Annotated in this window: 28 protein-coding genes; 14 read left to right on the top strand and 14 right to left on the bottom strand. The window is 70.6% G+C overall.

The window, feature by feature from the left end; all coding sequences use genetic code 11:
* Positions 1 to 15: 15 nt before the first annotated feature.
* Positions 16 to 1230 carry an amidohydrolase gene (locus tag ACZ5Y9_RS03435; RefSeq protein WP_464472290.1) on the top strand — a complete coding sequence of 405 codons (1215 nt, stop codon included), beginning with the start codon at positions 16 to 18 and terminating at the stop codon, positions 1228 to 1230.
* A gap of 138 nt (positions 1231 to 1368) precedes the next feature.
* Here ACZ5Y9_RS03435 and moaA read toward each other — a convergent pair whose 3' ends face one another.
* The 5 genes from moaA to ACZ5Y9_RS03410 form a co-directional block, all read right to left on the bottom strand.
* Entirely contained in the window at positions 1369 to 2451 is a 1083-nt protein-coding gene (moaA, locus tag ACZ5Y9_RS03430; RefSeq protein WP_464472289.1) for a GTP 3',8-cyclase MoaA, read from the bottom strand.
* 131 nt (positions 2452 to 2582) lie between these two features.
* On the bottom strand, positions 2583 to 3638 hold the full coding sequence (locus ACZ5Y9_RS03425; RefSeq protein ID WP_464472288.1) for an ABC transporter ATP-binding protein: 1056 nt from the start codon (positions 3636 to 3638) through the stop codon (positions 2583 to 2585).
* Complete coding sequence (gene modB / locus ACZ5Y9_RS03420) at positions 3635 to 4423, bottom strand: molybdate ABC transporter permease subunit (RefSeq protein WP_464472287.1); 789 nt, start codon at positions 4421 to 4423, stop codon at positions 3635 to 3637. The genes ACZ5Y9_RS03425 and modB overlap by 4 nt, the downstream gene beginning before the upstream one ends.
* Positions 4420 to 5196, bottom strand: coding sequence for a molybdate ABC transporter substrate-binding protein (gene modA, locus ACZ5Y9_RS03415; protein WP_464472286.1), 777 nt, complete (start codon positions 5194 to 5196; stop codon positions 4420 to 4422). Before modA ends, modB begins: the two co-directional genes overlap by 4 nt.
* A gap of 2 nt (positions 5197 to 5198) precedes the next feature.
* Positions 5199 to 5591 (bottom strand): TOBE domain-containing protein, encoded by a 393-nt coding sequence (locus ACZ5Y9_RS03410; RefSeq protein ID WP_247623705.1) that lies wholly within the window; start codon positions 5589 to 5591, stop codon positions 5199 to 5201.
* Positions 5592 to 5780: 189 nt separating this feature from the next.
* Here ACZ5Y9_RS03410 and ACZ5Y9_RS03405 point away from each other — a divergent pair, with 189 nt between their 5' ends.
* The 5 genes from ACZ5Y9_RS03405 to ACZ5Y9_RS03385 are packed head-to-tail and all read left to right on the top strand — an operon-like array spanning position 5781 to position 8776.
* A complete protein-coding gene (locus ACZ5Y9_RS03405) occupies positions 5781 to 6572 on the top strand; it encodes a HesA/MoeB/ThiF family protein (protein ID WP_247623706.1) in 792 nt (263 codons plus the stop codon).
* On the top strand, positions 6569 to 7816 hold the full coding sequence (locus tag ACZ5Y9_RS03400; RefSeq protein ID WP_247623707.1) for a molybdopterin molybdotransferase MoeA: 1248 nt from the start codon (positions 6569 to 6571) through the stop codon (positions 7814 to 7816). Before ACZ5Y9_RS03405 ends, ACZ5Y9_RS03400 begins: the two co-directional genes overlap by 4 nt.
* Complete coding sequence (gene moaC, locus ACZ5Y9_RS03395) at positions 7813 to 8310, top strand: cyclic pyranopterin monophosphate synthase MoaC (protein ID WP_464472285.1); 498 nt, start codon at positions 7813 to 7815, stop codon at positions 8308 to 8310. Before ACZ5Y9_RS03400 ends, moaC begins: the two co-directional genes overlap by 4 nt.
* Positions 8307 to 8540, top strand: coding sequence for a MoaD/ThiS family protein (locus tag ACZ5Y9_RS03390; protein ID WP_464472284.1), 234 nt, complete (start codon positions 8307 to 8309; stop codon positions 8538 to 8540). Before moaC ends, ACZ5Y9_RS03390 begins: the two co-directional genes overlap by 4 nt.
* 50 nt (positions 8541 to 8590) lie before the next feature.
* A complete protein-coding gene (locus ACZ5Y9_RS03385) occupies positions 8591 to 8776 on the top strand; it encodes a hypothetical protein (protein ID WP_247623710.1) in 186 nt (61 codons plus the stop codon).
* A 91-nt stretch (positions 8777 to 8867) separates the two neighbouring features.
* Here the strand turns inward: ACZ5Y9_RS03385 and ACZ5Y9_RS03380 are convergent, their stop codons facing one another.
* The 5 genes from ACZ5Y9_RS03380 to ACZ5Y9_RS03360 form a co-directional block, all read right to left on the bottom strand.
* Positions 8868 to 9335, bottom strand: a complete 468-nt coding sequence (locus ACZ5Y9_RS03380) for a hypothetical protein (RefSeq protein ID WP_464472283.1) — start codon at positions 9333 to 9335, stop codon at positions 8868 to 8870.
* Between the two features lie 30 nt (positions 9336 to 9365).
* On the bottom strand, positions 9366 to 9806 hold the full coding sequence (locus ACZ5Y9_RS03375; RefSeq protein WP_247633143.1) for a molybdenum cofactor biosynthesis protein MoaE: 441 nt from the start codon (positions 9804 to 9806) through the stop codon (positions 9366 to 9368).
* Positions 9803 to 10291: a MogA/MoaB family molybdenum cofactor biosynthesis protein gene (locus ACZ5Y9_RS03370; protein WP_247633144.1), complete on the bottom strand. Its 489-nt coding sequence runs from the start codon at positions 10289 to 10291 to the stop codon at positions 9803 to 9805. Before ACZ5Y9_RS03370 ends, ACZ5Y9_RS03375 begins: the two co-directional genes overlap by 4 nt.
* Positions 10292 to 10329: 38 nt before the next feature.
* Complete coding sequence (locus ACZ5Y9_RS03365; RefSeq protein ID WP_464472282.1) at positions 10330 to 11961, bottom strand: molybdopterin-dependent oxidoreductase; 1632 nt, start codon at positions 11959 to 11961, stop codon at positions 10330 to 10332.
* A 74-nt stretch (positions 11962 to 12035) separates the two neighbouring features.
* Positions 12036 to 12734: a GTP pyrophosphokinase gene (locus tag ACZ5Y9_RS03360; protein WP_247623715.1), complete on the bottom strand. Its 699-nt coding sequence runs from the start codon at positions 12732 to 12734 to the stop codon at positions 12036 to 12038.
* A gap of 106 nt (positions 12735 to 12840) precedes the next feature.
* On the opposite strand from ACZ5Y9_RS03360, the gene ACZ5Y9_RS03355 reads away from it, so the two are divergent.
* The gene (locus ACZ5Y9_RS03355; RefSeq protein ID WP_281731492.1) at positions 12841 to 14952 is read left to right on the top strand and encodes an APC family permease; all 2112 of its coding nucleotides are present in this window, start codon (positions 12841 to 12843) and stop codon (positions 14950 to 14952) included.
* A 116-nt stretch (positions 14953 to 15068) separates the two neighbouring features.
* On the opposite strand, the gene ACZ5Y9_RS03350 is transcribed toward ACZ5Y9_RS03355, so the two are convergent.
* Positions 15069 to 16238 (bottom strand): SLC13 family permease, encoded by a 1170-nt coding sequence (locus ACZ5Y9_RS03350; RefSeq protein ID WP_247623717.1) that lies wholly within the window; start codon positions 16236 to 16238, stop codon positions 15069 to 15071.
* A 211-nt stretch (positions 16239 to 16449) separates the two neighbouring features.
* Between ACZ5Y9_RS03350 and ACZ5Y9_RS03345 the strand changes: the two genes are divergently transcribed.
* The 6 genes from ACZ5Y9_RS03345 to ACZ5Y9_RS03320 are packed head-to-tail and all read left to right on the top strand — an operon-like array spanning position 16450 to position 24193.
* Complete coding sequence (locus tag ACZ5Y9_RS03345; protein ID WP_247623718.1) at positions 16450 to 16539, top strand: potassium-transporting ATPase subunit F; 90 nt, start codon at positions 16450 to 16452, stop codon at positions 16537 to 16539.
* The gene (gene kdpA / locus ACZ5Y9_RS03340) at positions 16539 to 18218 is read left to right on the top strand and encodes a potassium-transporting ATPase subunit KdpA (RefSeq protein ID WP_464472281.1); all 1680 of its coding nucleotides are present in this window, start codon (positions 16539 to 16541) and stop codon (positions 18216 to 18218) included. Before ACZ5Y9_RS03345 ends, kdpA begins: the two co-directional genes overlap by 1 nt.
* 2 nt (positions 18219 to 18220) lie before the next feature.
* Positions 18221 to 20383: a potassium-transporting ATPase subunit KdpB gene (gene kdpB / locus ACZ5Y9_RS03335; RefSeq protein ID WP_464472280.1), complete on the top strand. Its 2163-nt coding sequence runs from the start codon at positions 18221 to 18223 to the stop codon at positions 20381 to 20383.
* Positions 20384 to 20394: 11 nt separating this feature from the next.
* Positions 20395 to 21018, top strand: a complete 624-nt coding sequence (kdpC, locus tag ACZ5Y9_RS03330; protein ID WP_247623721.1) for a potassium-transporting ATPase subunit KdpC — start codon at positions 20395 to 20397, stop codon at positions 21016 to 21018.
* The gene (locus tag ACZ5Y9_RS03325) at positions 21015 to 23525 is read left to right on the top strand and encodes an ATP-binding protein (RefSeq protein WP_464472279.1); all 2511 of its coding nucleotides are present in this window, start codon (positions 21015 to 21017) and stop codon (positions 23523 to 23525) included. Before kdpC ends, ACZ5Y9_RS03325 begins: the two co-directional genes overlap by 4 nt.
* Positions 23522 to 24193 (top strand): response regulator, encoded by a 672-nt coding sequence (locus tag ACZ5Y9_RS03320; RefSeq protein ID WP_308194251.1) that lies wholly within the window; start codon positions 23522 to 23524, stop codon positions 24191 to 24193. Before ACZ5Y9_RS03325 ends, ACZ5Y9_RS03320 begins: the two co-directional genes overlap by 4 nt.
* Before the next feature lie 6 nt (positions 24194 to 24199).
* Here ACZ5Y9_RS03320 and ACZ5Y9_RS03315 read toward each other — a convergent pair whose 3' ends face one another.
* The 3 genes from ACZ5Y9_RS03315 to ACZ5Y9_RS03305 all read right to left on the bottom strand — a co-directional run bounded on the left by ACZ5Y9_RS03315 (position 24200) and on the right by ACZ5Y9_RS03305 (position 25965).
* Entirely contained in the window at positions 24200 to 24472 is a 273-nt protein-coding gene (locus ACZ5Y9_RS03315) for a DUF1905 domain-containing protein (protein WP_247623723.1), read from the bottom strand.
* Positions 24473 to 24497: 25 nt separating this feature from the next.
* Entirely contained in the window at positions 24498 to 25283 is a 786-nt protein-coding gene (locus ACZ5Y9_RS03310; protein ID WP_247957483.1) for a tryptophan-rich sensory protein, read from the bottom strand.
* 118 nt (positions 25284 to 25401) lie between these two features.
* Positions 25402 to 25965 carry a TetR/AcrR family transcriptional regulator gene (locus ACZ5Y9_RS03305; RefSeq protein ID WP_247623725.1) on the bottom strand — a complete coding sequence of 188 codons (564 nt, stop codon included), beginning with the start codon at positions 25963 to 25965 and terminating at the stop codon, positions 25402 to 25404.
* A 94-nt stretch (positions 25966 to 26059) separates the two neighbouring features.
* Between ACZ5Y9_RS03305 and ACZ5Y9_RS03300 the strand changes: the two genes are divergently transcribed.
* Positions 26060 to 26902, top strand: coding sequence for an alpha/beta fold hydrolase (locus ACZ5Y9_RS03300; protein ID WP_464472278.1), 843 nt, complete (start codon positions 26060 to 26062; stop codon positions 26900 to 26902).
* Positions 26903 to 26966: the final 64 nt, after the last annotated feature.

Genomic DNA, 26966 nt, shown 5'->3' with positions numbered 1-26966 from the left:
GGATAGGCTCGGGCCATGACGATCGATCTCGAAGCGCTCTACGTCGACCTGCACCAGCACCCCGAACTCTCCTTCCAGGAGACCCGCACCGCCGGCATCGCCGCCGGCCACCTGCGCGACCTCGGACTCGAGGTGCACGAGGGCGTCGGGGTGACGGGCGTGGTCGGCATCCTGACCAACGGCGACGGCCCGGTCGTGTGGGTGCGCGCCGACATGGACGCACTGCCCGTGGGCGAGCAGACCGGCCTCGCCTACGCGAGCACCGCGACCGGCATCGACCCCGCCGGTAACACCGTGCCCGTCATGCACGCCTGCGGCCACGACATGCACGTGACCGCGATGATCGGTGCCGTCGAGAAGCTCGTCGCCGAGCGCGCCGAGTGGTCGGGCACGCTCGTCGTGCTCATCCAGCCCGCCGAGGAATATGGCGCCGGCTCCCGCGCGATGCTCGACGACGGGCTGCTCGACATCGCCCCGAAGCCCGACATCGTGCTCGGCCAGCACGTCACCCCGCTGCCCGCCGGCACGATCGGGGTGCGCCCCGGCACGCAGATGGCGGCATCCGACGGCCTCACCGTCACCCTGCACGGACGCGGCGGGCACGGCTCTCGCCCGCACTCCACGATCGACCCGATCGTGATGGCCGCGGCCACCGTCATGCGCCTGCAGACCATCGCCTCGCGCGAGGTCGACCCGCGCGATGTCGCCGTCGTGACCGTGGGCTCGATCCACGCCGGACTCAAGAACAACATCATCCCCGCCGAGGCGAAGCTCGAGCTCAGCCTGCGATACCCGAACGACGAGATGCGCGACCGCGTGCTCGCGAGCGTCGAGCGCATCGTGCGCGCCGAGGCCGCGGCATCCGGAGCCGAGCGCGAGCCCGAGATCCGCACCGACCACACCCTGCCGCCCACGATCAACGATGCGGATGCCACGGCCCGCGTCACCCGAGCGCTGCAGAGTGTTCTCGGGGAGGCATCCGTCGTCGATCCCGGCATGTTCACCGGCAGTGAGGACGTCTCCTGGTTCGCCCGCGACACCGGCGCGCCCCTCGTGTTCTGGTTCTGGGGCGGCGTCGACCCGGCGACGTTCGCGGCGGCGATGGCGGGCGGCACGCTCGACAAGGACATCCCCACCAACCACTCGCCGTACTTCGCGCCGGTCATCCACCCGACGATCGAGGTCGGGGTCACCGCGATGTCGGCCGCTGCGCGGGAGTTCCTGGGCTGAGGCGGCGGCGGGCCCGTGCACTAACTCAGGAAGAACCGGTCGGATTGCCCCTTCCAGCCCGTTTTCGGCGCGTTTCGGCGAGTTCTTCCTGAGTTAGGACCACCCGCCCCGCGCATAGCTCCGCGGAGAACCGCCCGCTCAGCCGCCGATCGCGTTCATCCCCCGGGCGGGCTGCAGGAACGACGGGTCGTCGATCGCATGGCCCGGCAGCTTTCCAAGAATGCAGGACCGCAGCAGATCGGCGATCTGATCGTCGCGCTGTCCGGGAACGGATGCTTCGCCCCGCAGCAGCGTCGTGAGGTCGTACTCGTCGTTCGAGAAGAGGCAGTTGCGCAGCTGCCCGTCGGCGGTGAGCCGCAGGCGGTCGCAGGCACCGCAGAACGGGGCGGTGACCGAGGCGATGACGCCCACCTCGTGGGGTCCTCCGTCGATGCGCCATTTCTCGGCGGGCGCTCCCCCGCGTCCGGGAACCGGCTCGAGCGACCACCGCTCACCGAGGGCTTCGAGGATCTCCTCGCGCGTGACCATCGTCGCGCGATCCCAGGTGTGCCCCGCGTCGAGCGGCATCTGCTCGATGAAGCGCAGCTGCGCGCCGACGCCCATCGCGAACGCCACGAGGTCGGCGAGCTGGTCGTCGTTGACGCCGCGCATGGCGACGGCGTTGAGCTTGAGCGGTCGCAGTTCGGATGCCGCGGCCGCCGCGATGCCCTCGAACACGTCGTCGAGCCGGTCGCGTCGGGTGAGGTCGGCGAAGCGCTGCCGGTCGATCGTGTCGATACTGATGTTCAGGCGCGTGAGACCCGCGTCGATGAGTGCGGGGAGCTTCTGGGCCAGGCTGATCCCGTTGGTCGTCATCGCGACCTCGACCGGGCCGTCCTCCCCCTGGATGCGCGAGATGCGCCGCACGACGTCGACGATGTCGGGCCGGAGGAGCGGCTCGCCACCGGTGAGACGGAACGTGCGGATGCCGAGGGCGGCGGCCACCTCGGCGACTTCGACGATCTCGTCGGTCGAGAGGATGCTGGTGCGTGCGAGCCACTCATTGCCCTGCTCGGGCATGCAGTAGGTGCAGCGCAGCGAGCAGCGGTCGGTGAGGGAGATGCGCAGGTCGCGGTGCACGCGGCCGTGGGTGTCGACGAGCCCGCGCGGGTCGACCGCCGCCCGCTCGCGAGACTCGGCAGCGGGCGGTCGGCGGCCGATCACGACCGGTACGGCCGTCATCGCTCCCCCTCGATCCCCGTCATCCTCCGAGAATAGCCGCTGGAATACCGGTCAGGGCGGGTGCGTCGGCGATCGACGGGGGATTGCCAGGGCCCGGCGGTCGGCCAGGCCGAACGGATGCCGCCGCCGGATCAGTCGACGGCCACGAACCGCACGGCAGCCGGATCGACGCTCACCCGCACCGTGCTCCCGACCGCGAGCCCCCCGGCATCCGCCAGCGGCACGTCGACGACCCCGAGGCCGGTCCGCACGCGCACTCCGGTGAGCGTCTGCTCCAGATCCGTCACGGTGACCGTCCAGGTGTCGACGGCCGCCGCCTCTTCCCCGACCAGCCGCGCATCCTCCGGGCGGAACACGGCGGCCAACGGGGCCCCGTCGACCGCGGCGAGCGCCCGCGACGCGGCATCCGCACTCGCGAGTCGCACCTCGCCGGCCACCCAGTCCGCTCCGTCCGCGCCGCCGACCAGGCGATTCACCCCGCCGATGCTGGCGACGAAGTCCGATGCCGGCTCGCCGAGCACCTCACGCACCGGTCCGCTCTGCGTGACCCGCCCCGCCTCGATGACGAGCAGCCGGTCGGCGAGCGCCACCGCATCGGCGGCATCGTGGGTGACGGCGACGGTCGTGACGCCGGCGAGCTGCGCGCGCAGCATTCGGCGGATGCCGGCCGCCGTGTCGGGGTCGAGGGCGACGAGCGGTTCATCGAGCAACACGGCCTGCGGCGAGGCGGCGAGCGCGCGGGCGACGGCGACGCGCTGGCTCTCGCCGCCCGACAGCTCGTGCGGCATCCGATCGCCGGCGCCGGGGAGGCCGACGCGTTCCAGCCAGGCATCGGCGGATGCCCGGGCCTGGCGAGCCGCGACGCCGGCCGACCGCGGGCCGAAGGCGACGTTCTCGCGCACGGAGAGGTGCGGGAAGAGGCGGGCGTCCTGTCCGAGCAGCACGATTCCGCGGTGCATGGGGGCGACCTGCACGCGGGGCGCGGCGGTGCGGTCGACGACCTGCTCGCCGATGGAGATCTCGCCGCCGCCGAGTGGCACGAGCCCGGCGAGCGCCTGCAGCAGCGTCGACTTCCCTGCGCCGCTCGGGCCCATCACCGCGACCGTCTCACCGGCGGCCACGGCGAGGGCGACGTCGACCGCGAAGTGCTCGCGCTCGACGATCACATGCGCCCGCAGCGCCGTCATCGCGCCGCTCCCGGCCGCCAGCCCCGCACGAGCAGGAGCACCGCGATCGCGGTCGCGAGCAGCAGCAGCGCGAGGGCCACCGCCGCACCCTGCGAGACGCCCGCACCGTTGAACGCGGTGTAGATCGCCAGCGGCATGGTCTGCGTGACCCCCGGCCGGTTGCCCGCGAAGAGCGCGGTCGCCCCGAACTCGCCGATCGCCCGGGCGAAGCACAGCACGACGCCCGCGACGATGCCGGGAGCCGCGAGGGGGAGGGTGATCCGGCGCAGGATCGTCCAGCGTCCGGCACCGAGGGCGGCGGCGGTGCGTTCGTGATCGACTCCGGCAGCGCGCACGGCTCCCTCGACGGCGAGCACGAGGAACGGCAGGGCGACGAACGACTGCGCCAGCACGACCGCGGGAGTGCTGAACGACAGGCCGAGCCCGCCGAGCCACCCCGCGCGCCCGAAGAGGTAGAGGAGCGCGACACCGCCGACCATCGGCGGCAGCACGAGGGGCACGGTCACCACGGCGCGCAGCACCGCCGCGACGCGGGGGCCGGAGCGCGCGATGAGCAGGGCGAGCGGCACACCGACGACGATGCAGAGCAGCGTGGCGACGAGTCCCGTGCCGAGCGAGAGAACGAGTGCGGAGCGAGCGGCATCCGAGGTCACGTCGTCGAGGAACGTCGCCCACTCGACCCGCGAGATCAGCGCGATCAGCGGTAGCAGCAGGAAGACGAGCCCGATCGTCGCGGGGATCGCGAGTGCGCGCGGGGCGTACCCCGGCACGCGGGCGGTGCTCACGGCTTCCCGAATCCGAACTCCGCGAGGATGGCCTGTCCGGCATCCGACAGCACGAAGGCGACGAAGGCCTGCGCGGCATCCGGGTTCGGGGCGTCCGCGAGGGCGGCGATCGGATAGTGGTTCACGACGTCGTCGGCGTTCTCGGGCACGACGCCCTCGACGTCGTCACGGCCGATCACATCGGTGGCGTAGACGAGGCCGGCGTCGGCCTCGCCGGTCTCGACCTTCGTGAGCACCGCGGTGACGTTCTGCTCGAGGCTCGCGGCCTCGATCGTGACGCCGGCCGCATCGAGGAGCTTCGCGGATGCCGCACCGCACGGCACCTCGGCCGCGCACAGCACCGTCGTCGCATCGGCGAGATCGGCGAGGTCGGCGATGCCCTTCGGATTGCCGGCGGGAACGGCGATCACGAGGGTGTTCGAGGCGAACAGCTCCGGATCGACGGCGGCATCTCCGGCCTTGTCCATGTTGGCCTCGTCGGCCGAGGCGAACACGTCGGCCGGGGCGCCTTCGAGGATCTGCGTCACGAGGGTGGAGGAGCCGTCGTACACCGGCACCACGGTCACGTCGGGGTGCTCGGCCGTGAACGCCGTGGCGATCTCGTCGAAAGCGCCCGCCAGCGAGGCCGCGGCGTAGACGGAGACCTCACCGTCGAGCGTGTCGGCCGCGGCTTCCGTCGACGATGGGGCGGGCGCCGCGTTCGCGCACCCCGCGAGCGCGAGTGCGAGCGCGGCGATGCCGACGGCGGTGGAGCGGCGCAGAGAGCGGTGCATGGTCAACCCTTCGGGACTTCGATGACGACCTGGGTCGCTTTGGCGGAGGCGGTGGCGAGCGAGCCGATCTCGAGCCGCAGGTCGCGCGCGGCCTCGGCCGACATGAGCGAGACGACCCGGTGGGGCCCGGCCTGGATGTCGATCTGCGCCATCAGCCCCTCGATCTGCACGCGCGTGACGATGCCGACGAAGCGGTTGCGGGCGCTCGAGAGGGAGTCGCTCTGCGCGGTCGCCTCGTCGGCGAGCTCGAGCGCGCGGGCGGCGAGGGCATCGCCGGGGATCTCGGCGGGCGTGGAGTCGGTCACGGGCAGCAGACCCTGATCGACCCAGCGGCGCACCGTATCGTCGCTGACCCCGAGAAGCTGGGCGGCTCGTGCGATCCGATACGTCTGCATAGACACGAATCTACCGCACATGCGGAGATTCCGAACCCAGGATTCCGCACAAACGGAGTATAGATCTTTCGCCCGCAACCGATCTCTCCGTGAGGGGTCACAACACGCCGGATGCGGGCCACGTGTCGCGGCGTGTCTTGACCCCTCATGGGCCTCCGGAACGGCGAGCGCACGGCATACCCTGAACCCATGGACCCGCTCGTCGCCCCCGCACCGGCCCTCGACCCGACCGAGCTCGTGCGCACCGCGCGTCACGCCGTGCTCGGCGGTATCGGCGAAGAGGGGCAGCGTCGCCTCAACGCCGCGCACGTCGCGGTCGTCGGCGCCGGCGGCCTCGGCTCGCCCGCCCTGCTCGCGCTGGCCGCGGCCGGCATCGGCACCCTCACCGTGATCGACGACGACGTGGTCGAACTCACGAACCTGCAGCGCCAGCTCGCCCACCGCGTCGACGACATCGGCACCCCCAAGACCGCCTCTGCGGCGCGCGCGATCACGGCTCTCGCCCCGCAGACCTCCGTCGTGCAGAGCTCCGAGCGCCTCTCCCCCGACAACGCCGAGAGGCTGCTCGCGGGCGCCGACATCGTCGTCGACACGAGCGACTCCTTCGAGACGCGGCGGGCCGTCGCCGCGGCATCCGAAGTCCTGGGCGTTCCCCTCGTCTGGGGCGCCGTGCAGGAATGGCACGCTCAGGTGACGGTGTTCTGGTCGGACCCACCCGCATCGGATGCCGTCGTGCTGGCCGACCTCTTCCCGATCGGCACCGAGGGCGAACCGCCCAGCTGCGCGCAGGTCGGCGTGCTCGGCGCGCTGTGCGTGCAGGTCGGCGGGATGCTGGCGAGCGAGGTCGTGAAGCTCGTCACGGGTGCCGGCGACCCGCTGCTGGGTCGCCTGGCCGTGATCGACGCCCTCTCGGCGCGGCAGCACGAGGTCGCGATCCGCCCCGCGGGCCCGGCCCGCGTCGCGACGGAGGTCACGGCGTGAGCGCCGCACCCGGGGGCCGCCGCACGGTCGAGGAGCAGCTCGCGCGCGTGCTCGACGCGGTGCGTCCGTTGCCGTCCGAGACCCGCGCGATCCGCGACGCCTCCGCCCGCGCCCTCGCCGCCGATGCGACCGCCGCGCACGACATCCCGCTCTTCGACAACTCCGCGATGGACGGCTTCGCCGTGCGGTACGCGGATGTCGCGACGGCATCCGCCGATGCCCCCGTCACCCTGCGCGTCGTCGCCGATCTGCCGGCCGGGGTCTCGGACGACCCGGCGCTCGCCCCCGGCGAGGCTGCCCGCATCATGACCGGTTCGCCGGCGCCGACCGACGCCGACGCGATCGTCCCCTTCGAAGACACCGCGGGCGGTCTCGCCGACTCTCTCGGCGAGGTGCGGGTGCTGCGCGCGCCGGCGAAGGCGGGCGTGTTCGTGCGCCGCCGGGGAGCCGATCTCGTCACGGGCGACCCCGTCGTGCGCGCCGGCGAACGGCTCGGCGCGTTCCAGATCGCCGCGGCCGTCGCCGCCGGGATCGCCGAGGTCGCCGTGCGCCGCGCGCCGCGCGTGGCGGTCGTGTCGACCGGCAGCGAGCTGCTCGCCCCCGGCGATGCCGTCGTGCGGGGGCGCATCCCCGATTCGAACGGCCCGCTCCTCGAACAGTTGGTCGGTGGGGCGGATGCCGAGGTGGTACTGGTCGCCCGCGTGGCCGACGAGGCGGATGCCGTGCGCGCGGTCACGGCCGACGCGGTGGCCCTCGGTGCCGACGTGATCGTGTTCACGGGCGGTGTGAGCGCCGGGGCCTACGAGCCCGTGCGCGGGGCGTTCGACGGCGGCGGCGAGGTCGAGTTCGCGAGCGTGTCGATGCAGCCCGGCAAGCCGCAGGCGTTCGGCGTGCTCGATTCCGGCACGCTCGTCTTCGGCCTGCCCGGCAACCCGGTGAGCGTCGCGGTGTCGTTCGAGGTGTTCGTGCGGCCGGCGCTGCTGGCGATGCAGGGGCGGGCCGCGATCCATCGGCCGCTCGCATCGCTGACCGCGGATGCCGCGTGGACCACGCCTCCGGGCCGACGCCAGTACCTTCCGGCCGTCGTCGACCTCGTCGCCGGCACCGTGCGTCCCGCGACCGCGGGAGGCTCCGGCTCGCACCTGGCGGGAGGACTCGCACGGGCGCAGGCGTTCGCGATCGTTCCGGCCGAGGTGGAAGCCGTCGCCGTCGGCGATCGGATCGATGTCATGCTGGTGGAATGAGCTTCACCCACCTGGATGCCGCCGGTCACGCGCACATGGTCGACGTCACTCTCAAGCAGCCGACCGTCCGCACCGCCACCGCCCGGGGGTTCGTGCGCTGCAGCACCGACGTGGTCGCCGCTCTGCGTGACGGCACCACCCCGAAGGGCGACGTCATCGCCGTCGCCCGCATCGCCGGTATCCAGGCCGCGAAGTCGACGGCATCCCTGCTGCCCCTCGCCCACGTGATCGGCGTGCACCGAGCGAGCGTCGACCTCGAGATCGTCGACGACGGCGTGCAGATCGAAGCCACCGTCGGCACCGCCGACCGCACCGGCGTCGAGATGGAAGCGCTCACCGCCGTCTCGGTCACGGCGCTCGCGGTCGTCGACATGGTCAAGGGACTCGACCGCTCGGTCGTGATCGAAGACGTGCGCATCACCGCCAAGTCGGGTGGGCGCTCGGGCGACTGGGTGCGACCCGGCGAGTCCGAACCCGGCGAGGCATCCGCATGACCCGCGTGCGCTACTTCGCCGCCGCCGCCGAAGCCGCGGGGACGGATGCCGAGGAGCGCACCGAGCCCACGTTGGACGGGCTCCGCGCCGCGGTCGTCGCCGATCACCCGGCACTCGCCGACATCCTGCCGCGCTGCGCCGTGATGGTCGACGGCGTGCGCAGCGATGACGATCGCTCTCTCGACGGGGTCGAGCTCATCGACGTGCTCCCGCCCTTCGCGGGCGGCTGATCGATACTCTCGCGTGGCGATGCGGGCGTGTGGACGGCGAGAGACACACCGTGACGGGCGAGATCCCCGATGGGCTACGGTCGTGCCCGGAGGACGGGATGATCGTGATTGCCGGCAAGTCTCCAGAGGTGTCGGTTCTTCCTCGCGATCCCCAGAAGACGTCGATCGGAGAGTACGACTTTCAGGGATTCGAGCAGCGCGACGGAACCGTATCCTTCACGGTCACCTGTCCGTGACCCTCGCCGCTTCTCGAGACTCGGTGGCGAGAAGCGGAACTCACCTGCACGGAATCCGAATCAGAATCCGGTCCGGGGTGTCACCCGATCGCTAAGGGGTGACGTCGTTCACACCAGGGCAGATGTCGCCGAGTTCAGCGAGTGCAGTGGTGGTGGCCTCATCGGCGGCTGCGATGTCGGCGGTCAGAGTTCCATCCGCCCACGTGTCGGGATCCTCGTGAGCTCTCTCCCAGATCGGGATGAACCGTGCAGCGGCGTCACGCACGGCGAGGACGGCGTCTTTCACCTCGGTGTCATCGAGCTTCGCCGCAACGGCGGCCAGCTTCTCATCGGCCCCAGTGTGGAACGAGAGCATCGTGGACGGGCCGTAGGTGGTGAGGCCATCTGCACTCTCAGCGAGCTGGGCGGTGTACTCCGGGAGCTCGTCGACGACGATCTGGCAGGACGCCTCTCTCTGGGAAGCGTCGGATTCGTCTGCCGTCTCAGCCGTCGTGTCGACGCACCCGGCGAGCGGAAGTATGGCCAGCAGAGCGACGCTGGCGAAAACGCGGGTCTTCATGATGTCCATCCTTACGAGGGCTGGTGGAGGTCAGCCGCCGATACCCTTCCACGACGAGGTGCCGTCGGACTCGTGCTGGCGCTTCCACACCGGAAGGTCGCGCTTGATCGCCTCGATGATCTCGCGGCATACGGCGAAGGCCTCGGCCCGGTGCGCGGATGCCACCGCGATCACGACGGCGGCGTCCCCCACGGCCAGCTGACCGATGCGGTGGCTGACCGCGACGAGTGCGCCGGTGCCGCCCTCGGCCCCGCCCTCGGCCTCCGCGGCGATACGCCGCAGGGTGACGGTGGCGTCGGGGTGGGCGCTGTACTCGAGTCCGATCACCGGGGTGTCGGCATCCGGGTCGTTGTCGCGCACGCGCCCGACGAAGGTCGTCACCGCGCCGAGCCGCGGGTCGTCGACCGCGGCGAGGTGCGCGTCGAGGTCGAGCGGGTGCTCGACGATCGCGGCGATGCGGACGTCGTTCATCCGTGGTCACCGCCGGCGAGCTGGTCGACGATGTGCGCGGCGACGGTGAGCACGATCGGGATGCCGGACGAGACGGCGTTCGTGGAGCCGGGCAGGTTCACCACGAGCGCGCCGAACGGGTCGACGACGCCGGCGAGGCCCCGCGACAGCACCGACTTCGGGGTGTCGGCGAGACCGTGACGACGCAGCTCCTCGGCGAGCCCGGGAAGCTCGCGCGTGATCACCGGACGGGTGCCCTCGGGCGTCTCGTCGCGCGGAGCGATCCCCGTGCCGCCGGTCGTGACGATGAGCTTCACACCGCGGGCCAGCGCGCGACGTAGAGCGTCGGAGACGGAGTCGGCGCCATCGGCGACGATCTCGGCATCCGGGCAGTGCCATCCCGCTTCGCGGAGCAGCCCGACGGCGATGGGGCCGCCGCGATCCTCGCGCTCTCCCGCGAACGATCGGTCGGACACGGTGATCACACAGGCGGAGGGCGAGGTCATGCGTCCACCCTAGGACGCGCCGGGGCCACCCGCACCGATCAGTTGACCCGCACGAGCGAGCGCTGCCAGCCCGATGAGCCGTTCGGCGCGATCGGCGCGCGCTCCTCGATCTGCGTGTCGCCGTTCTTGTTGATCGCCCGCACCGCCACGTAGTGGGTGCCCGGGGTCGCATCCCATTCCATGAACCACTGCACCCAGGTGTCGTCGTTGATGGCCTTCGATAGCGTCACCGGGGTCCATTCGCCGTTGTCGATGCTGACCTCGACCCGGTCGATGCCCACCGACTGCGCCCAGGCGACCCCGGCGATCGGAATGCGTCCGGCCTCGACCGCCTCGCCGAGCTTCGGGGTGTCGACGCGCGACGAGAACTTGATCGGCGCCTCGGCGCTGTACCCGCGCGGGGTCCAGTAGGCCTCGTCGTCGGCGAAAGTGGTGACCTTGAGCTCGGTGAGCCACTTCGTCGCCGAGACGTAGCCGTAGAGGCCCGGCACGACCATGCGCACCGGGAACCCGTGCTCGAGCGGCAGCGGCTCGCCGTTCATCGCCACCGCGAGGATCGCATCGAGGTTGTCGTCGGTCAGCGACGCCAACGGCGTGCTGGCGGTGTAGCCGTCGACGCTGCGCGAGAGAACCATGTCGGCACCGGACTTCACGCCGGCTTTCGCGAGCACGTCGCGGATCGGCACGCCGAGCCACTTCGCGTTACCGACGAGTTCGCCGCCGACCTCGTTCGACACGCAGGTCAGGGTGATGACGTACTCGTCGAGCCCCATGTCGAGCAGATCCTGGAAGCTCATCTCGACCCGCTCGTCGACCATTCCGTCGATCACGAGGCGCCAGGTGTCGGGGTCGATGGTCGGAACGGTGAGCGCCGTGTCGACCCGGTAGAAGTCCTCGTTCGGGGTGAAGAGCGGACTGATCCCCGGCACGTCGAGCTCGGCGCCGTCGGGAATGGTGACGGTGCTGTTGGGGGTGGGGAGCTTCAACGCCTTGCGGATGCTCTCCACCGACGAGACCGTCATGCTCACCGCGCGTGATGCCACCCCGACGACGACGGCCGAGATGCCGGCGATCGCGGCGAGGCCGAAGAATCCGCGACGGCTGACGCCGACCTTCGTGTCGGCGGTGGCGAGGTCGGTGGGAGACGGCTTGGTGATCGGGGGCGTCGACGGGTCGACGGCGGGCTTCTTCGCCGCGGCCGGGGCCAGCGCGGCCTCGCGCCAGCGGCGCAGCCGGCGGATCAGCAGCACGAGGATGACGGCACCCGCGACCGTGCCGAGCACGGGAGGCAGGAAGGCCAGGGGCGTCACCCCGGCGCGCGTCACGATCGCCGCGGTCGACAGCACGCCGGCGATGCCGAGTGCGATCACACCGAGCGGGGCGCGCACGAGCTGCAGGATGCCGGCGATCGCCGAGGCGATGACCACCGCCAGTCCGAGACCGGCGAGCAGGGCGATCTTGTCGTATTCGCCGAAGGTCGCGATCGCGAACTCCTTGAACGGCTGCGGCACTATGTCGATGACGAACCCGCCGACGGCCAGCACCGGGCTCGCCGCGCGGGCGACGAGCAGGGCGAACAGCTCGGCGACGGCGAGGAACACCGCGCCGCTGATCAGGCCGGCCAGCGCCGCCCACGCGATGAACCGCTTTCCACTACGCCGATCGGCCATGATGCCCTCCTCGTCCACCGGTGACGGTGCTCCCCGGTTCTTCGGAGCGGACGACCGATCGGATGGCGCCGAGGCTACACCTCGACGATGCGCGGCGGGGGAGGCGGGGCGAGCTGGCGCTTCGGCACCCCGTGCGCCTCGCGGTGCAGCCGCTCCATCCGGGTGTCGAGTTCGGCGGCGGCCTCGGCCGCATCGCTCAGGCTGTCGACGAGATGCGAAGGCACCTGGTTCGAGAACTTGTAGTAGATCTTGTGCTCGAGGCTGGCCCAGAAGTCCATTGCGATCGTGCGGAACTGCACCTCGACCGGCACCGACAGCGCACCGGTCGAGAGGAACACCGGCACCTCGATGATCGCGTGCAGGCTCTTGTAGCCGTTGGGCTTGGGCGTGGCGATGTAGTCCTTCACGACCCGCACGGTGATGTCGTCCTGCGCGGTGAGCAGATCGAACAGCCGGTAGACGTCGGCGACGAAGCTGCACGTCACGCGGACGCCCGCGATGTCGGTGATCTCGGAGCGGATGAGCTCGAAGTCGGGCTCGTCGATGCCCTTGCGCGCGAGCTTCTCGACGATGCTGTCGGGAGACTTCAGCCGGCTCTTGACGTGCTCGATCGGGTTGTACGCGTGGTCGTGAGTGAACTCGTCGCGCAGGATCGAGATCTTCGTCTCGACTTCGCGCATACCGAACTCGTACTCGCGCAGGAACCGCTGGAACTGGTCCCGCAGGGCCTTGGTCTCCTGGATCGAGATCTCATCGACGGGGAGGGTGGTCATGATCTCGACGTTATCCACCCGTGATCGGAAACGGCTGTGCATCCGTCCGTCCGCCCCGTGAGGATTTCGTGAGGGCGCCCGCCCGGGCCGTAGGGATTCCGTGAGGATGCCGTCAGGATGCCGTTCGGCAGGAGTAGTGTCGCCGGACGTGTCGGAAGAATTCAGAGAGGGCGGCGATGCGCCGGCGGTCAAGCGCATCCTCATCGGCGAACCCCTGACGAGCGCCCAGGTCGACGACCAGTTGCTGCCGAAGCGCATGGCCCTGCCGATCTTCGCGTCGGATGCCCTCAGCTCGGTCGCCTACGCCCCGCAGGAACTCGTGATGATCCTGCTGATCGGCGGGCTCACGTTCCTCTCCTTCACCCCGCTCGTCGCGGTGGCGGTCGTGGTGCTGCTGATCGTGGTCGTGCTCAGTTACCGCCAGCTCATCAAGGCGTATCCCTCGGGCGGCGGCGACTACGAGGTCGCCTCGAAGAACCTGGGCGAGATCCCCGGCGTGATCGTGGCGGCCGCCCTGCTCGTCGACTACGTGCTGACGGTCGCGGTGTCGGTCGCCTCCGGTGTCGACAACATCATCTCGGCGCTGCCCGGCCTCGACCCGTTCCGCGTGGAGCTGGCGGTCGGGTTCGTGATCCTCATCATCATCGTGAACCTGCGCGGAGTGCGCGAGGCATCCCTCGTCTTCGCGATCCCCACCTACGTCTTCATCGGCTCGGTCGGGTTGATGATCGTGACCGGACTGGTGCGCACGTTCCTCGGCGATGCGCCGGTCGCCTCCAGTGCCGACTTCTCGGTGCAGGCCGAGAACCTCAGCCAGGCCGCGGTGATCCTGCTGATCCTGCGCGCCTTCTCGAGCGGATGCTCCGCCCTCACCGGCGTCGAGGCCGTGTCGAACGGAGTGCCCGCCTTCCGCGCGCCGAAGGTGCGCAACGCGCAGTCCACCCTGGTGCTCATGGGCACGATCGCCATCTGCCTGTTCTCCGGCCTCACCGCCCTCGCGCTCATCACCGGCGTGCACTACGCCGAGAACCCCTGCGATCTCATCGGGTTCGACTGCACGAACCCGCAACCCAGCCTCATGGCGCAGATCGCTTCCGCGACGTTCGGCGGTGGAAGCATCCTGTTCTTCGTCGTGCAGGCCGCCACCGCGTGCGTGCTGCTCCTCGCGGCCAACACCGCGTTCAACGGATTCCCGCTGCTGGGCGCCGTGCTCGCCCGCGACGGCTACGCTCCGAAGTCGCTCAACACCCGCGGCGACCGCCTGGTGTTCTCGAACGGCATGATCCTGCTGGGCATCGCCGCGATCGTCGTGCTCGTGGTGTTCCAGGCGAAGCTGACGACGCTGATCCAGCTGTACATCATCGGCGTGTTCGTGTCGTTCTCGCTCGGCCAGATCGGCATGGTGCGGCACTGGCGGCGCGTGCTGCGCGGGCACGGTGCGGCCTCTCACGACGGGGCCGCGGCATCCGATCGCCGATCCGCCCGCGTGGGCCTGGTGATCAACTCCGCCGGCGCGACGCTCACCGTGCTGGTGCTCCTGATCGTCACGATCACGAAGTTCACGCACGGCGCGTACCTGGTGTTCTTCGCCATCCCGATCCTCGCGTTCCTCATGCTCGGCGTGAAGCGGTACTACCGCGACGTCGACCACGAGATCGCGATCGACGACACGACGCGGTTCGGGGCATCCGGCGACGTCGCCATCGTGCTCGTCAACCACCTGCAGAAGCCGGTCATGAAGGCCATCGACTACGCGATCGCCGCGAAGCACGACAAGACCCTGGCCGTGCACGTGGCCGTCTCGGCGGATGCCGCCGCCGCCGTGCAGAAGGACTGGAAAGACCACCTCGTGCCGATCCCGCTTGTGATCGTCGAGTCGCCGTACCGGTCGTTCGCGCAGCCGGTCACGCAGTTCATCACGCAGTACCGCGAGAAGCACGGCTCGTCGGTGGTGACCGTCTACCTGCCGCAGTACATCGTCGGGCACTGGTGGGAATCGTTCCTGCACAACCGCCGCGCCCGCCGTCTCGCGAACCAGCTCATGCTGGTGCACGGCGTCTCGATCACGCTCGTGCCGTGGCTGCTCGACTCGTCGGAGCTCATCTACGGACGCCGCTCGCGCCCGCTGCCCGGGCAGGAGCGAGCCGGTCGCCCGGTCGCCCCGGTGGTCGTCTCGGGTCGCCGTGCCCACCGACCGGAGGGTCCGCCGCAGGAGTAGGTCGCGTCTCTTCGGAGGCGGAGCTCTCGGCGTTGGGCGGAGTTCTCGCCGTTGGGCGGAAGAATCGGACGAGAACATCCGCCTGACAGGGAGTTCTCCGCCCATCGACGTGCGACTCACGCCACCAGCAGCAGCGCCAGTACCGCCACCGCGACGGTCGGGATCGCCGCGATCGCACCCCACATCATGAACCGGCCCCAGCGGATCTCGACGCCGAGAGCGGTGATCCGGTGGTGCCACAGCAGGGTCGCGAGCGATGCCCACGGCGTGATGAGCGGACCGAGGTTCACTCCGATCAGCAGTGCCATGAGCGCGACGGGGTCGCCGGCCGCGGGCTCGAGCACGAGATAGGCCGGCAGGTTGTTGATCGCGTTGGCGCTGACCGCGCCGAGAGCGGCGAGACGGAAGAGGTCGCCAGGACCGTCGCCGGCGATCGGGGTCGTCAGGAAGTCCAGGATGCCGCGGGCGTGGAGCGTCTCGACGATCACGAACAGGGCCCCCGCGAGCGCGAGCGCCTGCCAGGGTACGAGACCGAGCCGCAGCGCACGGCGCCGACGCACGGCGAACAGCACGATCAGCGCGAGGGCGGCGACGGATGCCGGGATCCACACGTCGTGCGTGAGGGCGAGCAGCGGCATGAGCACGACCAGGATGCCGGTGGCCGACCAGAAGAGCACGGGATCGGCCGAGCGGCGCGGCGGCGGCACCTCGTAGGCCGAGAACAGAGTGCGCCGATGCACGAGGGTGAGGATCGCCACCGGGATCAGGATGCCGACGAGGGTGGGCGCCCAGCTCAGCGCGAAGAACGCCCCCGGACCGCCCATCTGCGACGCCGCGAGCAGGTTGGTGAGGTTCGACACCGGCAGAGCCAGCGATGCAGTGTTCGCGAGCCACACGGTCGCCAGCGCGAAGGGGATCGGCGGCACCCCGATGCTCTGCGCCAGCACCACCACCACGGGCGTGACGATCACGGCGGTCGTGTCGAGCGAGAGGAACACCGTGCTCACCACGGCGAGCGCGATCACGAGCCCCCAGAGCAACAGAACCCGGCCGCGACCCCAGCGGGCGAGGCGCTGGGCGACCACGTCGAACACGGCGGCGTCGCGGGCGAGCTCGGCGACGATCGTGATCGCGACCACGAACCCGAGAACGGGCGCGATCCTCTCGCCGAGCGCCCCGGCATCCGCCCCCGGCAGGATGCCGGTGAGGACGCACACGACCGCGACCGCGACGAGCCCGCCGACGATCCACGTTCCGGCCCCGAGTCGCCGCGTCTTGTCTCCCACCTCGTGAGCATAGATCTCCCGAGCCCCGGAGGAGCGGATGCCGTGAGCAAGGCGCATGCATCGGCGCGAGCACCGTACGGGAACCGTGAGGATCGTCGAATGCCCGGCGCCCGCGGAGTTGTATCGGTGACGTGCTCGACATCCTCTACCTCGCGCTGACTCTCGCGCTGTTCGCCCTCGTCTCGTTCGCCGCGAAGGGGGTGGAGAAGCTGTGATCGTCTTCGAGATCATCGCCGCGGCCCTCGCCGCCGCGGCCGTCGTCTACCTCGTGATCGCCCTCGTCGCGGCGGAGCGCATCTGATGGGCGCCGAGATCTGGTTCGGCGTGCTGCAGGCCGCCGTCCTCATCGTCGCCCTCGTGCTGCTCTACCGCCCGGTCGGCGACTACATCGCGCACGTCTTCACGAGCCCGCGCGACGCCCGCGTCGAGCGCGGCGTGTACCGCGTGATCGGCGTCGACCCGGCATCCGAGCAGACCTGGCGGGCCTACGCCCGCAGTGTGCTGGCGTTCTCGGTCGTGGGTCTGCTGCTCGTCTACGGACTGCAGCGGCTGCAGGCGTTCCTGCCCGAGTCGCTCGGCCTGCCCGCCGTGCCCGAGGGCCTGGCGTTCAACACCGCGGCGTCGTTCGTGGCCAACACCAACTGGCAGTCGTACTCGCCCGAGCAGACCATGGGCTACACCGTGCAGCTCGCAGGTCTCACGGTGCAGAACTTCGTGTCGGCGGCGGTGGGCCTCGCGGTCGCGGTCGCGCTGATCCGCGGCATCGCCCGCCGCGGCTCGACCACGATCGGCAACTTCTGGGTCGACCTCATCCGCGGACTCGGACGCCTGCTGCTGCCGATCTCGATCCTCGCGGCGCTCGCCCTGCTCGCGGGCGGTGTCGTGCAGAACTTCGCCGGCTTCACCGACATCACCACGGTCGCGGGGAACCCGCAGACGATTCCGGGCGGACCCGTCGCCTCGCAGGAGGCCATCAAGCTGCTCGGCACGAACGGCGGCGGCTTCTTCAACGCCAACTCCGCGCACCCCTTCGAGAACCCCACCGGGTTCACCAACCTGCTGCAGATCCTGCTGATCCTCGCGATCCCGTTCGCGCTCCCCCGCACGTTCGGCCGCATGGTGGGCGACCACCGTCAGGGCTACGCGATCGCCGCCGTGATGGGCACGATCTTCCTCGTCTCGACGTTCGCGCTCTCGGCCCTCGAACTCGCCGGCCGCGGCACCGCCCCCGAGCTCGCCGGAGCCGCGATGGAGGGCAAGGAGGTGCGCTTCGGCATCCTGGGCTCGACCCTGTTCGGCAGCGCGAGCACCCTCACCTCCACCGGTGCGGTCAACTCGATGCACGACTCGTACACGGCGCTCGGCGGCATGATGCCGATGCTCAACATGATGCTCGGCGAGGTCGCCCCCGGTGGCGTCGGATCGGGTCTGTACGGAATGCTCGTCCTCGCGATCCTCGCCGTCTTCGTCGGCGGGCTGCTCGTGGGCCGCACGCCCGAGTACCTCGGCAAGCGCATCGGCCCGAAGGAGATCAAGCTCGCGAGCCTGTACATCCTCGTCACGCCGACCCTCGTCCTCCTCGGCACGGCGCTGAGCTTCGCGATCCCCGGCATCCGGGCGGACGTCGAGGCCACCAGCATCCTGAACCCCGGTGTGCACGGCATGAGCGAGGTGCTCTACGCGTTCACCTCGGCGGCGAACAACAACGGCTCGGCGTTCGCCGGTCTCACCGCCAACACCCCGTGGTTCAACACCGCACTCGGCGTGGCGATGCTGCTCGGGCGCTTCCTGCCGATCGTTCTCGTGCTCGCCCTGGCAGGTTCCTTCGCCGCGCAGGAGAAGGTGCCCGAGACCGTCGGCACCCTGCCCACCCACCGGCCGCAGTTCGTCGGCCTGCTCCTCGCCGTGACGGTCATCGTCACCGCGCTCACCTACTTCCCGGTGCTCACCCTGGGCCCGCTCGCCGAAGGACTCGTCTGACCATGACACTCATCACCACTCGAGAAGCGGATGCCGCGGCATCCGCGCCGTCCACCGAAAAGGCGCCGCGCACGTTCGGCTGGCCGCAGCTCGTCGCCGCCCTGCCCGGTGCGCTGCGCAAGCTCAATCCCGCCGCCCTCGTGCGCAACCCCGTGATGCTGATCGTCTGGGTCGGCGCCGCGTTCACGACCGTGCTCGCGATCGCCGAGCCGTTCCTCGGCGGCCCCGGAGAGTCGGGCGGCACCCCCGTGCCCGCGCCGTTCACCGCCGGGATCGCCGTGTGGCTGTGGCTCACCGTGCTCTTCGCGAACGTCGCCGAGTCGGTCGCCGAGGGCCGCGGCAAGGCTCAGGCCGCGAGCCTGCGCAAGACCCGCACGAGCACCATGGCGCGACGGGTGGTCGGATACGACGCCGCGACGGATGCTCTCGCCGCCCGCACCGAGACCGTCGAGGTCTCGTCGGCCGAACTGCAGCGCGACGACCTCGTGATCGTCGAGGCGGGCGAGCTCATCCCGGGCGACGGCGACATCGTCGCGGGCATCGCGACCGTCGACGAGTCGGCGATCACGGGCGAGAGCGCCCCGGTGATCCGCGAGTCGGGCGGCGATCGCAGCGCCGTCACCGGCGGTACGCGCGTGCTGTCCGACCGGATCGTCGTGCGCATCACCTCCCAGCCGGGCGAAACGTTCGTCGACCGCATGATCGCACTCGTCGAGGGTGCGAGCCGTCAGCGCACTCCGAACGAGATCGCGCTGAACATCCTGCTCGCGAGCCTGTCGATCGTGTTCGTGATCGTCGTGCTCGCCCTCAACCCGATCGCGTCGTACGCGGCGTCGCCGGTCAGCATCCCGGTGCTCATCGCCCTGCTCGTGTGCCTCATCCCGACGACGATCGGCGCGCTGCTCTCGGCCATCGGCATCGCCGGAATGGACCGCCTCGTGCAGCGCAACGTGCTCGCGATGTCGGGCCGTGCGGTCGAAGCCGCCGGAGACGTCACCACGCTCCTCCTCGACAAGACCGGAACGATCACCTACGGCAACCGCCGCGCCCACGAGGTGCTGCCGCTGCCCGGCGTCGACGCCGACGAGCTGCTGCGCGTCGCCGCTCTCGCCTCGCTCGCCGACCCCACGCCCGAGGGCGCGTCGATCGTCGATCTTGCGGCGAGCCGCGGCATCCGCATCGACGAGCAGACGGATGCCGTCGTCGTGCCGTTCACGGCGCAGACGCGCATGAGCGGCCTCGACCTCGCCGACGGCACGCAGATCCGCAAGGGCGCCGGCTCCGCGGTGCGGGCGTGGCTCTCCGAGGGCTCCGCCCAGACGGATGCCGAGCTGATGAGCCGCACGGATGCCGTCGCCTCCAGCGGCGGAACGCCCCTCGTCGTCGCGGTGAAGGGCCCTTCGGCAGGCTCCGGGACCGGCAAGGAGGAGATCCTCGGCGTCGTGCACCTGAAGGACATCGTCAAGGACGGCCTCCGCGAGCGGTTCGACGAGCTGCGCAGCATGGGCATCCGCACCGTCATGATCACGGGCGACAACCCGCTCACCGCGAAGGCGATCGCCGCCGAGGCCGGGGTCGACGACTTCCTCGCCGAGGCGACCCCCGAAGACAAGCTCGCCCTCATCCGGCGCGAGCAGGAGGGCGGTCGTCTCGTCGCGATGACCGGCGACGGCACGAACGACGCTCCGGCGCTCGCGCAGGCCGACGTCGGCGTGGCGATGAACACCGGTACGTCGGCGGCGAAGGAGGCCGGCAACATGGTCGACCTCGACTCCGACCCGACCAAGCTCATCGACATCGTGCGCATCGGCAAGCAACTGCTCATCACGCGCGGCGCCCTCACCACGTTCTCGCTCGCGAACGACATCGCCAAGTACTTCGCCATCATCCCGGCGATGTTCATGGGCGTCTTCCCCGGCCTCGCGGTGCTCAACGTCATGCAACTGCACTCCCCGGCATCCGCCGTGACCAGCGCGATCATCTTCAACGCGATCGTGATCGTGTTCCTCATCCCGCTGGCGCTGCGCGGCGTGAAGTACCGCCCGGCGAGCGCCTCGCAGATCCTGCAGCGCAACCTGCTCGTCTACGGACTCGGCGGCGTGATCGCCCCGTTCATCGGCATCAAGCTGATCGACCTCGTCGTCAGCTTCCTCCCCGGCTTCTGAAAGGCCCCCTCATGTCGTCCACCCGCACCACCGTCCGCACCGCGGGCGTCGCCGTCCGCGCGATGCTCGTCCTCACCCTCGTGCTCGGCGTCGGTTACACGCTCGTCGTCACCGGCATCGGCCAGCTGATCCTGCCCGCGCAGGCGAACGGCTCACCCCTCGCCGACGACAGGGGCAGCGCGCTGATCGGCCAGTCCTTTGCTTCGACGGAGCTCAGCACAGGCACGGCCGACGGCGACGCGCTTCCCGAGTACTTCCAGTCCCGCCCTTCGGCCGCCGGCGACGGCTACGACGGCGCGGCCTCCAGCGGCAGCAACCTCGGCCCGGAGAACGCCGACCTGATCGCCGCGATCGAGGAGCGCACAGCCACCATCGCCGAGCGCGAGGGCGTGAGCCCCGCCGAGGTGCCGGCCGACGCGGTGACGGCATCCGGCTCGGGACTCGACCCGCACATCAGCGTCGCGTACGCCCTGCTGCAGGTGCCGCGGGTGGCGGAGGCCCGAGGTCTCTCCGACGGCGCGGTGCGCGCGCTCGTGGAGTCTAGGATTCAAGGGCGGGATCTGGGATTCCTCGGCGAAGAGCGCATCAACGTCGCCGAACTCAATCTCGCGCTCGATGAGCGGGAGGGCGAATGACACGAGAGCGGCGGGGCCGTCTCCGCGTTCTCCTCGGCGCGGCCCCCGGCGTCGGCAAGACCTTCGAGATGCTCGCCGAAGGGCGACGCCTGCTCGACGACGGCCGCGATGTCGTGATCGCGGTCGTCGAGACCCACGGCCGTGCCGCGACGCTCGCCCAGACGATCGGTCTGCCCGAGGTGCCGCGGCGCACCACCGAGCACCGGGGCATCGCCCTCACCGAGCTCGACGTCGACGCCGTGATCGCCCGCCGGCCCGAGATCGCCCTGGTCGACGAGCTCGCGCACACGAACGTTCCGGGTTCGCGGCACCCGAAACGCTGGCAGGACGTCGAGGCGATCCGGGATGCCGGGATCGACGTCGTCACGACCGTGAACGTGCAGCACATCGAGTCGCTCAACGCCGTGGTCGAGAAGATCACCGGCATCGCGCAGCAGGAGACGATCCCGGATGCCGTGGTGCGGGCCGCGGACGAGATCGAGGTCGTCGACCTGGCCCCGCAGACCCTCCGCGACCGCCTCTCGGCGGGTCTGGTGTACCCGGCCGAGCGCATCGACGCCGCTCTCTCGAACTACTTCCGGCTGGGCAACCTCACGGCGCTGCGCGAACTGGCCCTGCTGTGGCTCGCCGACGAGGTCGACAGCGCCCTGCGCAGCTACCGCGCCGAGCAGGGCATCGAGGGCACCTGGCAGGCCCGCGAGCGCGTGGTCGTGGCGTTGACCGGAGGCCCGGAGGGCGAGACCCTGCTGCGTCGCGGTGCCCGCATCGCCGCACGTTCGGCGGGCGGCGAACTGCTCGCGGTGCACATCTCCACGCAGGACGGCCTGCGCGACGAGACCCCTGGCGCACTCGCGGCGCAGCGCGCGCTGGTCGAGTCGCTCGGCGGCAGCTTCCACCAGATCATCGGCGACGACATCCCCGGCGCCCTCGTCGAATTCGCGCAGGGAGCGGATGCCACGCAGCTCGTCATCGGCGTGAGCCGGCGCGGGCGGTTGATGGCGGCACTGACCGGACCGGGCATCGGCTCCGAGGTCATCCGCCGCTCGGGCGACATCGACGTGCACATCGTCACGCACGCCGCCGCCGGTGGACGCATCGCCCTCCCCCGGATCACCGGCGGGGCACTCGGCTGGCGACGGCAACTGCTCGGCTTCGCGGTCGCGCTCGCCTTCGGGCCGCTGCTGTCGTGGATCATGTTCGCATTCCGCAGCCCCGAGTCGATCACCTCCGAGGTGCTCGCTTATCAACTGCTCGTGGTCGTGGTGGCCCTGATCGGCGGCATCCGTCCCGCCGTGTTCGCGGCCGTGCTGTCGGGCATCACCCTCGACTTCCTCTTCGTCGCGCCGCTGTTCACGATCACCGTCGCGCACCCCCTGCACGTGCTCGCCCTCGCGCTCTACGTCGTGATCGCGATCCTCGTGAGCATCATCGTCGACCAGGCCGCGCGCCGTGCCCGCACCGCGAAACGAGCGACCGCCGAGGCCGAACTGCTCGCGGCCGTCGCCGGCAACGTGCTGCGCGGGGACAACGCCGTGCTGGCGCTCGTCAGCCGCACGCGCGAGGCGTTCGGGCTGAGCGGCGTGCGACTGCTCACGGCCGAGGGCGAGGTGCTGGCCAGCGACGGCGAGCCGCTCGCCGACGGTCGCACCACGACGGTCGAGGTCGGCGCGTCGCACGCCGTGCTCGAACTCAGCGGCGATGCGCTGGACGCCCCGGCCCGGCGCCTGCTCGACGCGATCGTGGCGCAGCTCTCGGCCGCGATCGAGCACACCGGGCTGCGCGAGACGGCGAAGGAGGCCGCCGCACTGGTCGAGACCGACCAGGTGCGCAGCGCCCTGCTCTCGGCGCTCAGCCACGATCTGCGCCGCCCACTCGCCTCGGCGGTCGCGGCGATCGGCGGACTGCGCGGAGCCCACGACCTCTCCCCCGACGACCGCGCCGAGCTGCTCGCCACGGCCGACGAGAGTCTCGCGACCCTCTCGACCCTCGTCACCGACCTGCTCGACGTCAGCCGGGTCGAAGCGGGCGTGCTCGCAGTCTCGTCGACGCGCCTCGATGCCACCGGCCCCATCCTCGCCGCCGTCGACGAACTCGGTCTCGGGCCGGCCGACGTCGAGCTCGCCCTGGATCCGGCCCTCCCCGCCCTGCGGGCCGACCCGGTGCTGCTGCAGCGCGTGATCGTGAACGTGCTCGCGAACGCGCACCGCCACTCCCCCGCCGGAACCCGCGTGCTCGTGTCGACGAGCGCCCTGGGAGAGCGGGCCGAGATCCGCATCATCGACCGCGGCGAGGGCGTGCCGGTGGAGCGACGCGACAGCATCTTCCAGCCATTCCAGCGCTTCGGCGACACCGATAACACGACCGGCCTGGGTCTCGGACTCGCCCTGTCGCGCGGTTTCACCGAGGGCATGGGCGGTAGCCTGACTCCCGAGGACACCCCCGGGGGCGGCCTCACGATGGTCATCTCACTGCCGCTGGCCGGCGCCGACACGGAGGACACGGAGTGAAGCTCCTCATCGCCGACGACGATCCGCAGATGGTGCGGGCGCTGCGCATTACGCTCGCCGCACACGGATACGAGGTGGTCGTCGCGGCCGACGGTGCCGCCGCGGTCGCCGCCGCCGCCCAGACCCACCCCGACCTCATCATGCTCGACCTCGGCATGCCGCGACTCGACGGCATCGAGGTGATCCAGGCCCTGCGCGGCTGGACGAACGTGCCCATCATCGTCGTCTCGGGACGCACGGGCTCGGCCGACAAGGTCGAGGCGCTGGATGCCGGGGCAGACGACTTCGTCACCAAGCCGTTCCAGGTCGACGAGCTCCTCGCCCGCCTGCGGGCGCTGTCGCGGCGCGCGGTTCCGGCCGGCGGCGAGTCGACCGTGACGTTCGGCGATGTTGTCGTCGACCTCGCGACCAAGACCGTCACGCGCGGCGGATCGCGCGTGCACCTCACCCCGACGGAGTGGCGGATGCTCGAGCATCTGTCGCGGCATCCGGGAGCCCTCGTCACCCGCCAGGACCTGCTGAAGGAGATCTGGGGCAGCGAGCAGGTCTCCGACTCCGGCTACCTGCGGCTGTACATGTCGCAGCTGCGCAAGAAGCTCGAGCAGGAGCCCAGTGCGCCCGTGCACCTGCTCACCGAGTCGGGGATGGGCTACCGCCTCGTCGTCTGAGCCGCGTTATCGCGGGGTGACGGTCACCTGAACCTCGTCGCCGATGTCCTTGCCGAGTGCCTTGCGAACCTTCGCGCTCAGCGAGACCATGTGACCGCCGGTTCCCGTGACCATCGCACCGACGTTCTCCAGGATGAGGTCGTCGACCACGGCATCGACCCTGACGGTCTTCCCCGTGCCGAAGAACTCGGCCGAATCCGGGATCTCGACGCAACTCCACGTCTCGCCCTTGACGTCGACGCCGATCGCCGTGGTGAATGTCTTCTTCTCGGTGGCCATGCGCACACGATACCGAAGTGATGTCTCAGCGAGCCGCCCGCCCCCGCACGACCCCGATCACGCCCGCGAGCACGAGCACGACGGCGACCACGAGGGCCGCGATGCCGGTCGGCACGCTCTCCGGGGCGTCGGTGAAGCGTCCGACGGCGAGCCAGACGAGGCCCCATGCCGTCGCGAGGGCCGGGGCGATGCGGCCGGTCACGAGTGCCGCCGCGACACCGATGACCGCCACCACCACGAGCACGGCGACGGCCCAGACATCCGCCTGATCGGCCCAGTCCGCCGGGGCGATCTGCGTGAACCACGCTGCGGTGTTCGCCACGGTCGCGATCGTGACCCAGCCGAAGTGCAGGCCGTTGGCACCGTCGGTGAGGATGCGGTCGGCGAGGTTCTTCGCGGGGAACCGCCCGAGCAGCACGATCACCCGGGCGAGCACCGCCACCAGCAGCGCGATCACGATCACCGTGAGCCACAGCGTCAGGAACCGCGCGGTCACCAACCAGAGGCCGTTCAGCACCATCGAGGCGGCGATCCACCCGCCGACGGCCTGTTGCCGAGCATCCGCCCGTTGCGCGGGCAGCGCCTGCCACACCGTGTACGCGAGCAGGCCGATGTAGATCAGCGACCAGATCGAGAACGCAGGGCCGGCGGGGGCGAGGTACGACCCCTGCGCCGAGAGCGCGCCGTCCTGCAGATCGTCGACGGATGCTCCGCCGAACGCTCCGGCGCCGACGGCGGCCGCGATGAGCATGAAGGATGCCGCGGCGATGATCAGGCTCTGTCGGGCGATGCCCTTCGTCTGTGACTCCATGCCCCGGACGATACTGAGGGGTCGGCGCCGCCGCAGGGGCCTTGACTCTCGCCTGGCAATTGTCTAGCCTGGCTAGCGAATTGGGTCGGTCGCGCTGCGCTTCGAGAATCGGTCGGAGTCAGGCCGCAACCGCCGCGTCGATCAGCACCTCGGCGGCACCCCGCGCCTGAGCCGCGACCGCCGCGTCGCCCGAGATGGCCGCCGTGCTCTGCGCACCCTCGGCGAGGATCGACAGCTGCGCGGCGAGGAGGGGCGAGGCGCCCGTGCTCGCGACGAGGCCCGACATGTACTCCTGGAACGACGCCTTGTGCGAGCGCACGATCTCGGCGACCTCGGGATTCGTGCCGCCGAGCTCGCCGAACGCGTTGATGAACGCGCAGCCGCGGAAGTCGTCGGTGCAGAACCAGTCCTCGAGGTACCCGTAGACGGCGAGCAGGCGGGCGCGGGGGTCGCCCCCGGCATCCGTCACGGCGGCCGTCAGGCCGGACTCCCACTCGCCGTGCTTGCGCTCGAGCACCGCTGCGACGATGTCGTTCTTCGCGGGGAAGAGACCGTAGAGGCGGCGCAGCGACACGCCGGCGGACTGACGCAGCTCGTCCATGCCGACGGCCGCGTATCCCTTGCGGTAGTAGAGCTCCTCGGCGGCGGAGAGGATGCGTTCGCGTGCCTCGTCTTCGGTCATGCGAGAAGTCTACTTGACATGAGAACGATCGTTCTCTAGATTGATCACATCAGGCGAGAACGATCGTTCTCACCGAACCGAAAGGATCAGGATCATGGGTTACATCACCGTCGGCAACGAGAACAGCACCCCGATCGAGCTCTACTACGAAGACCAGGGTTCGGGTCAGCCCGTCGTCCTGATCCACGGCTACCCGCTCGACGGCCACAGCTGGGAGCGCCAGACCCGCGAACTCCTCGCCCAGGGCTACCGCGTCATCACGTACGACCGCCGCGGCTTCGGCGGATCGTCGAAGGTCAACGTCGGCTACGACTACGACACGTTCGCCGCTGACCTCAACACCGTGCTCGAGACCCTCGACCTGCGCGACGTCGTGCTCGTCGGCTTCTCGATGGGCACCGGAGAGCTCGCCCGCTACGTCAGCCGCTACGGCTCCGACCGCGTCGCGAAGCTCGCCTTCCTCGCCTCGCTCGAGCCCTTCCTCGTGCAGCGCGACGACAACCCCGAGGGTGTGCCGCAGGATGTCTTCGACGGCATCGAGGCCGCTGCCAAGGGTGACCGCTTCGCCTGGTTCACGCAGTTCTACAACGACTTCTACAACCTCGACGAGAACCTCGGATCCCGCATCAGCCAGGAGGCCGTCACCGGCAGCTGGAACGTCGCGATCGGCAGCGCCCCCGTCGCCGCCTACGCCGTCGTCTCGTCGTGGATCGAGGACTTCCGCGCCGACGTCGAGGCCGTGGCCGCCGCCGCGAAGCCCACGCTGATCCTGCACGGCACGAAGGACAACATCCTCCCGATCGACGCCACCGCCCGCCGCTTCCACCAGGCGGTTCCCGCGGCCGACTACGTCGAGGTCGAGGGTGCCCCGCACGGCCTCCTCTGGACCCACGCCGACGAGGTCAACGCGGCGCTGAAGGACTTCCTCGCGAAGTAACCCCGCCACACGGCATCCGTCCGGCCCAGCGAAAGTCCCGCCGCCCATCCGGGTGGCGGGACTT

Source organism: Microbacterium sp. T3-8 (assembly GCF_055398145.1).
Note: the sequence above shows the minus strand (reverse complement) of the source record. Positions and strands in the feature narration are given on the sequence as shown.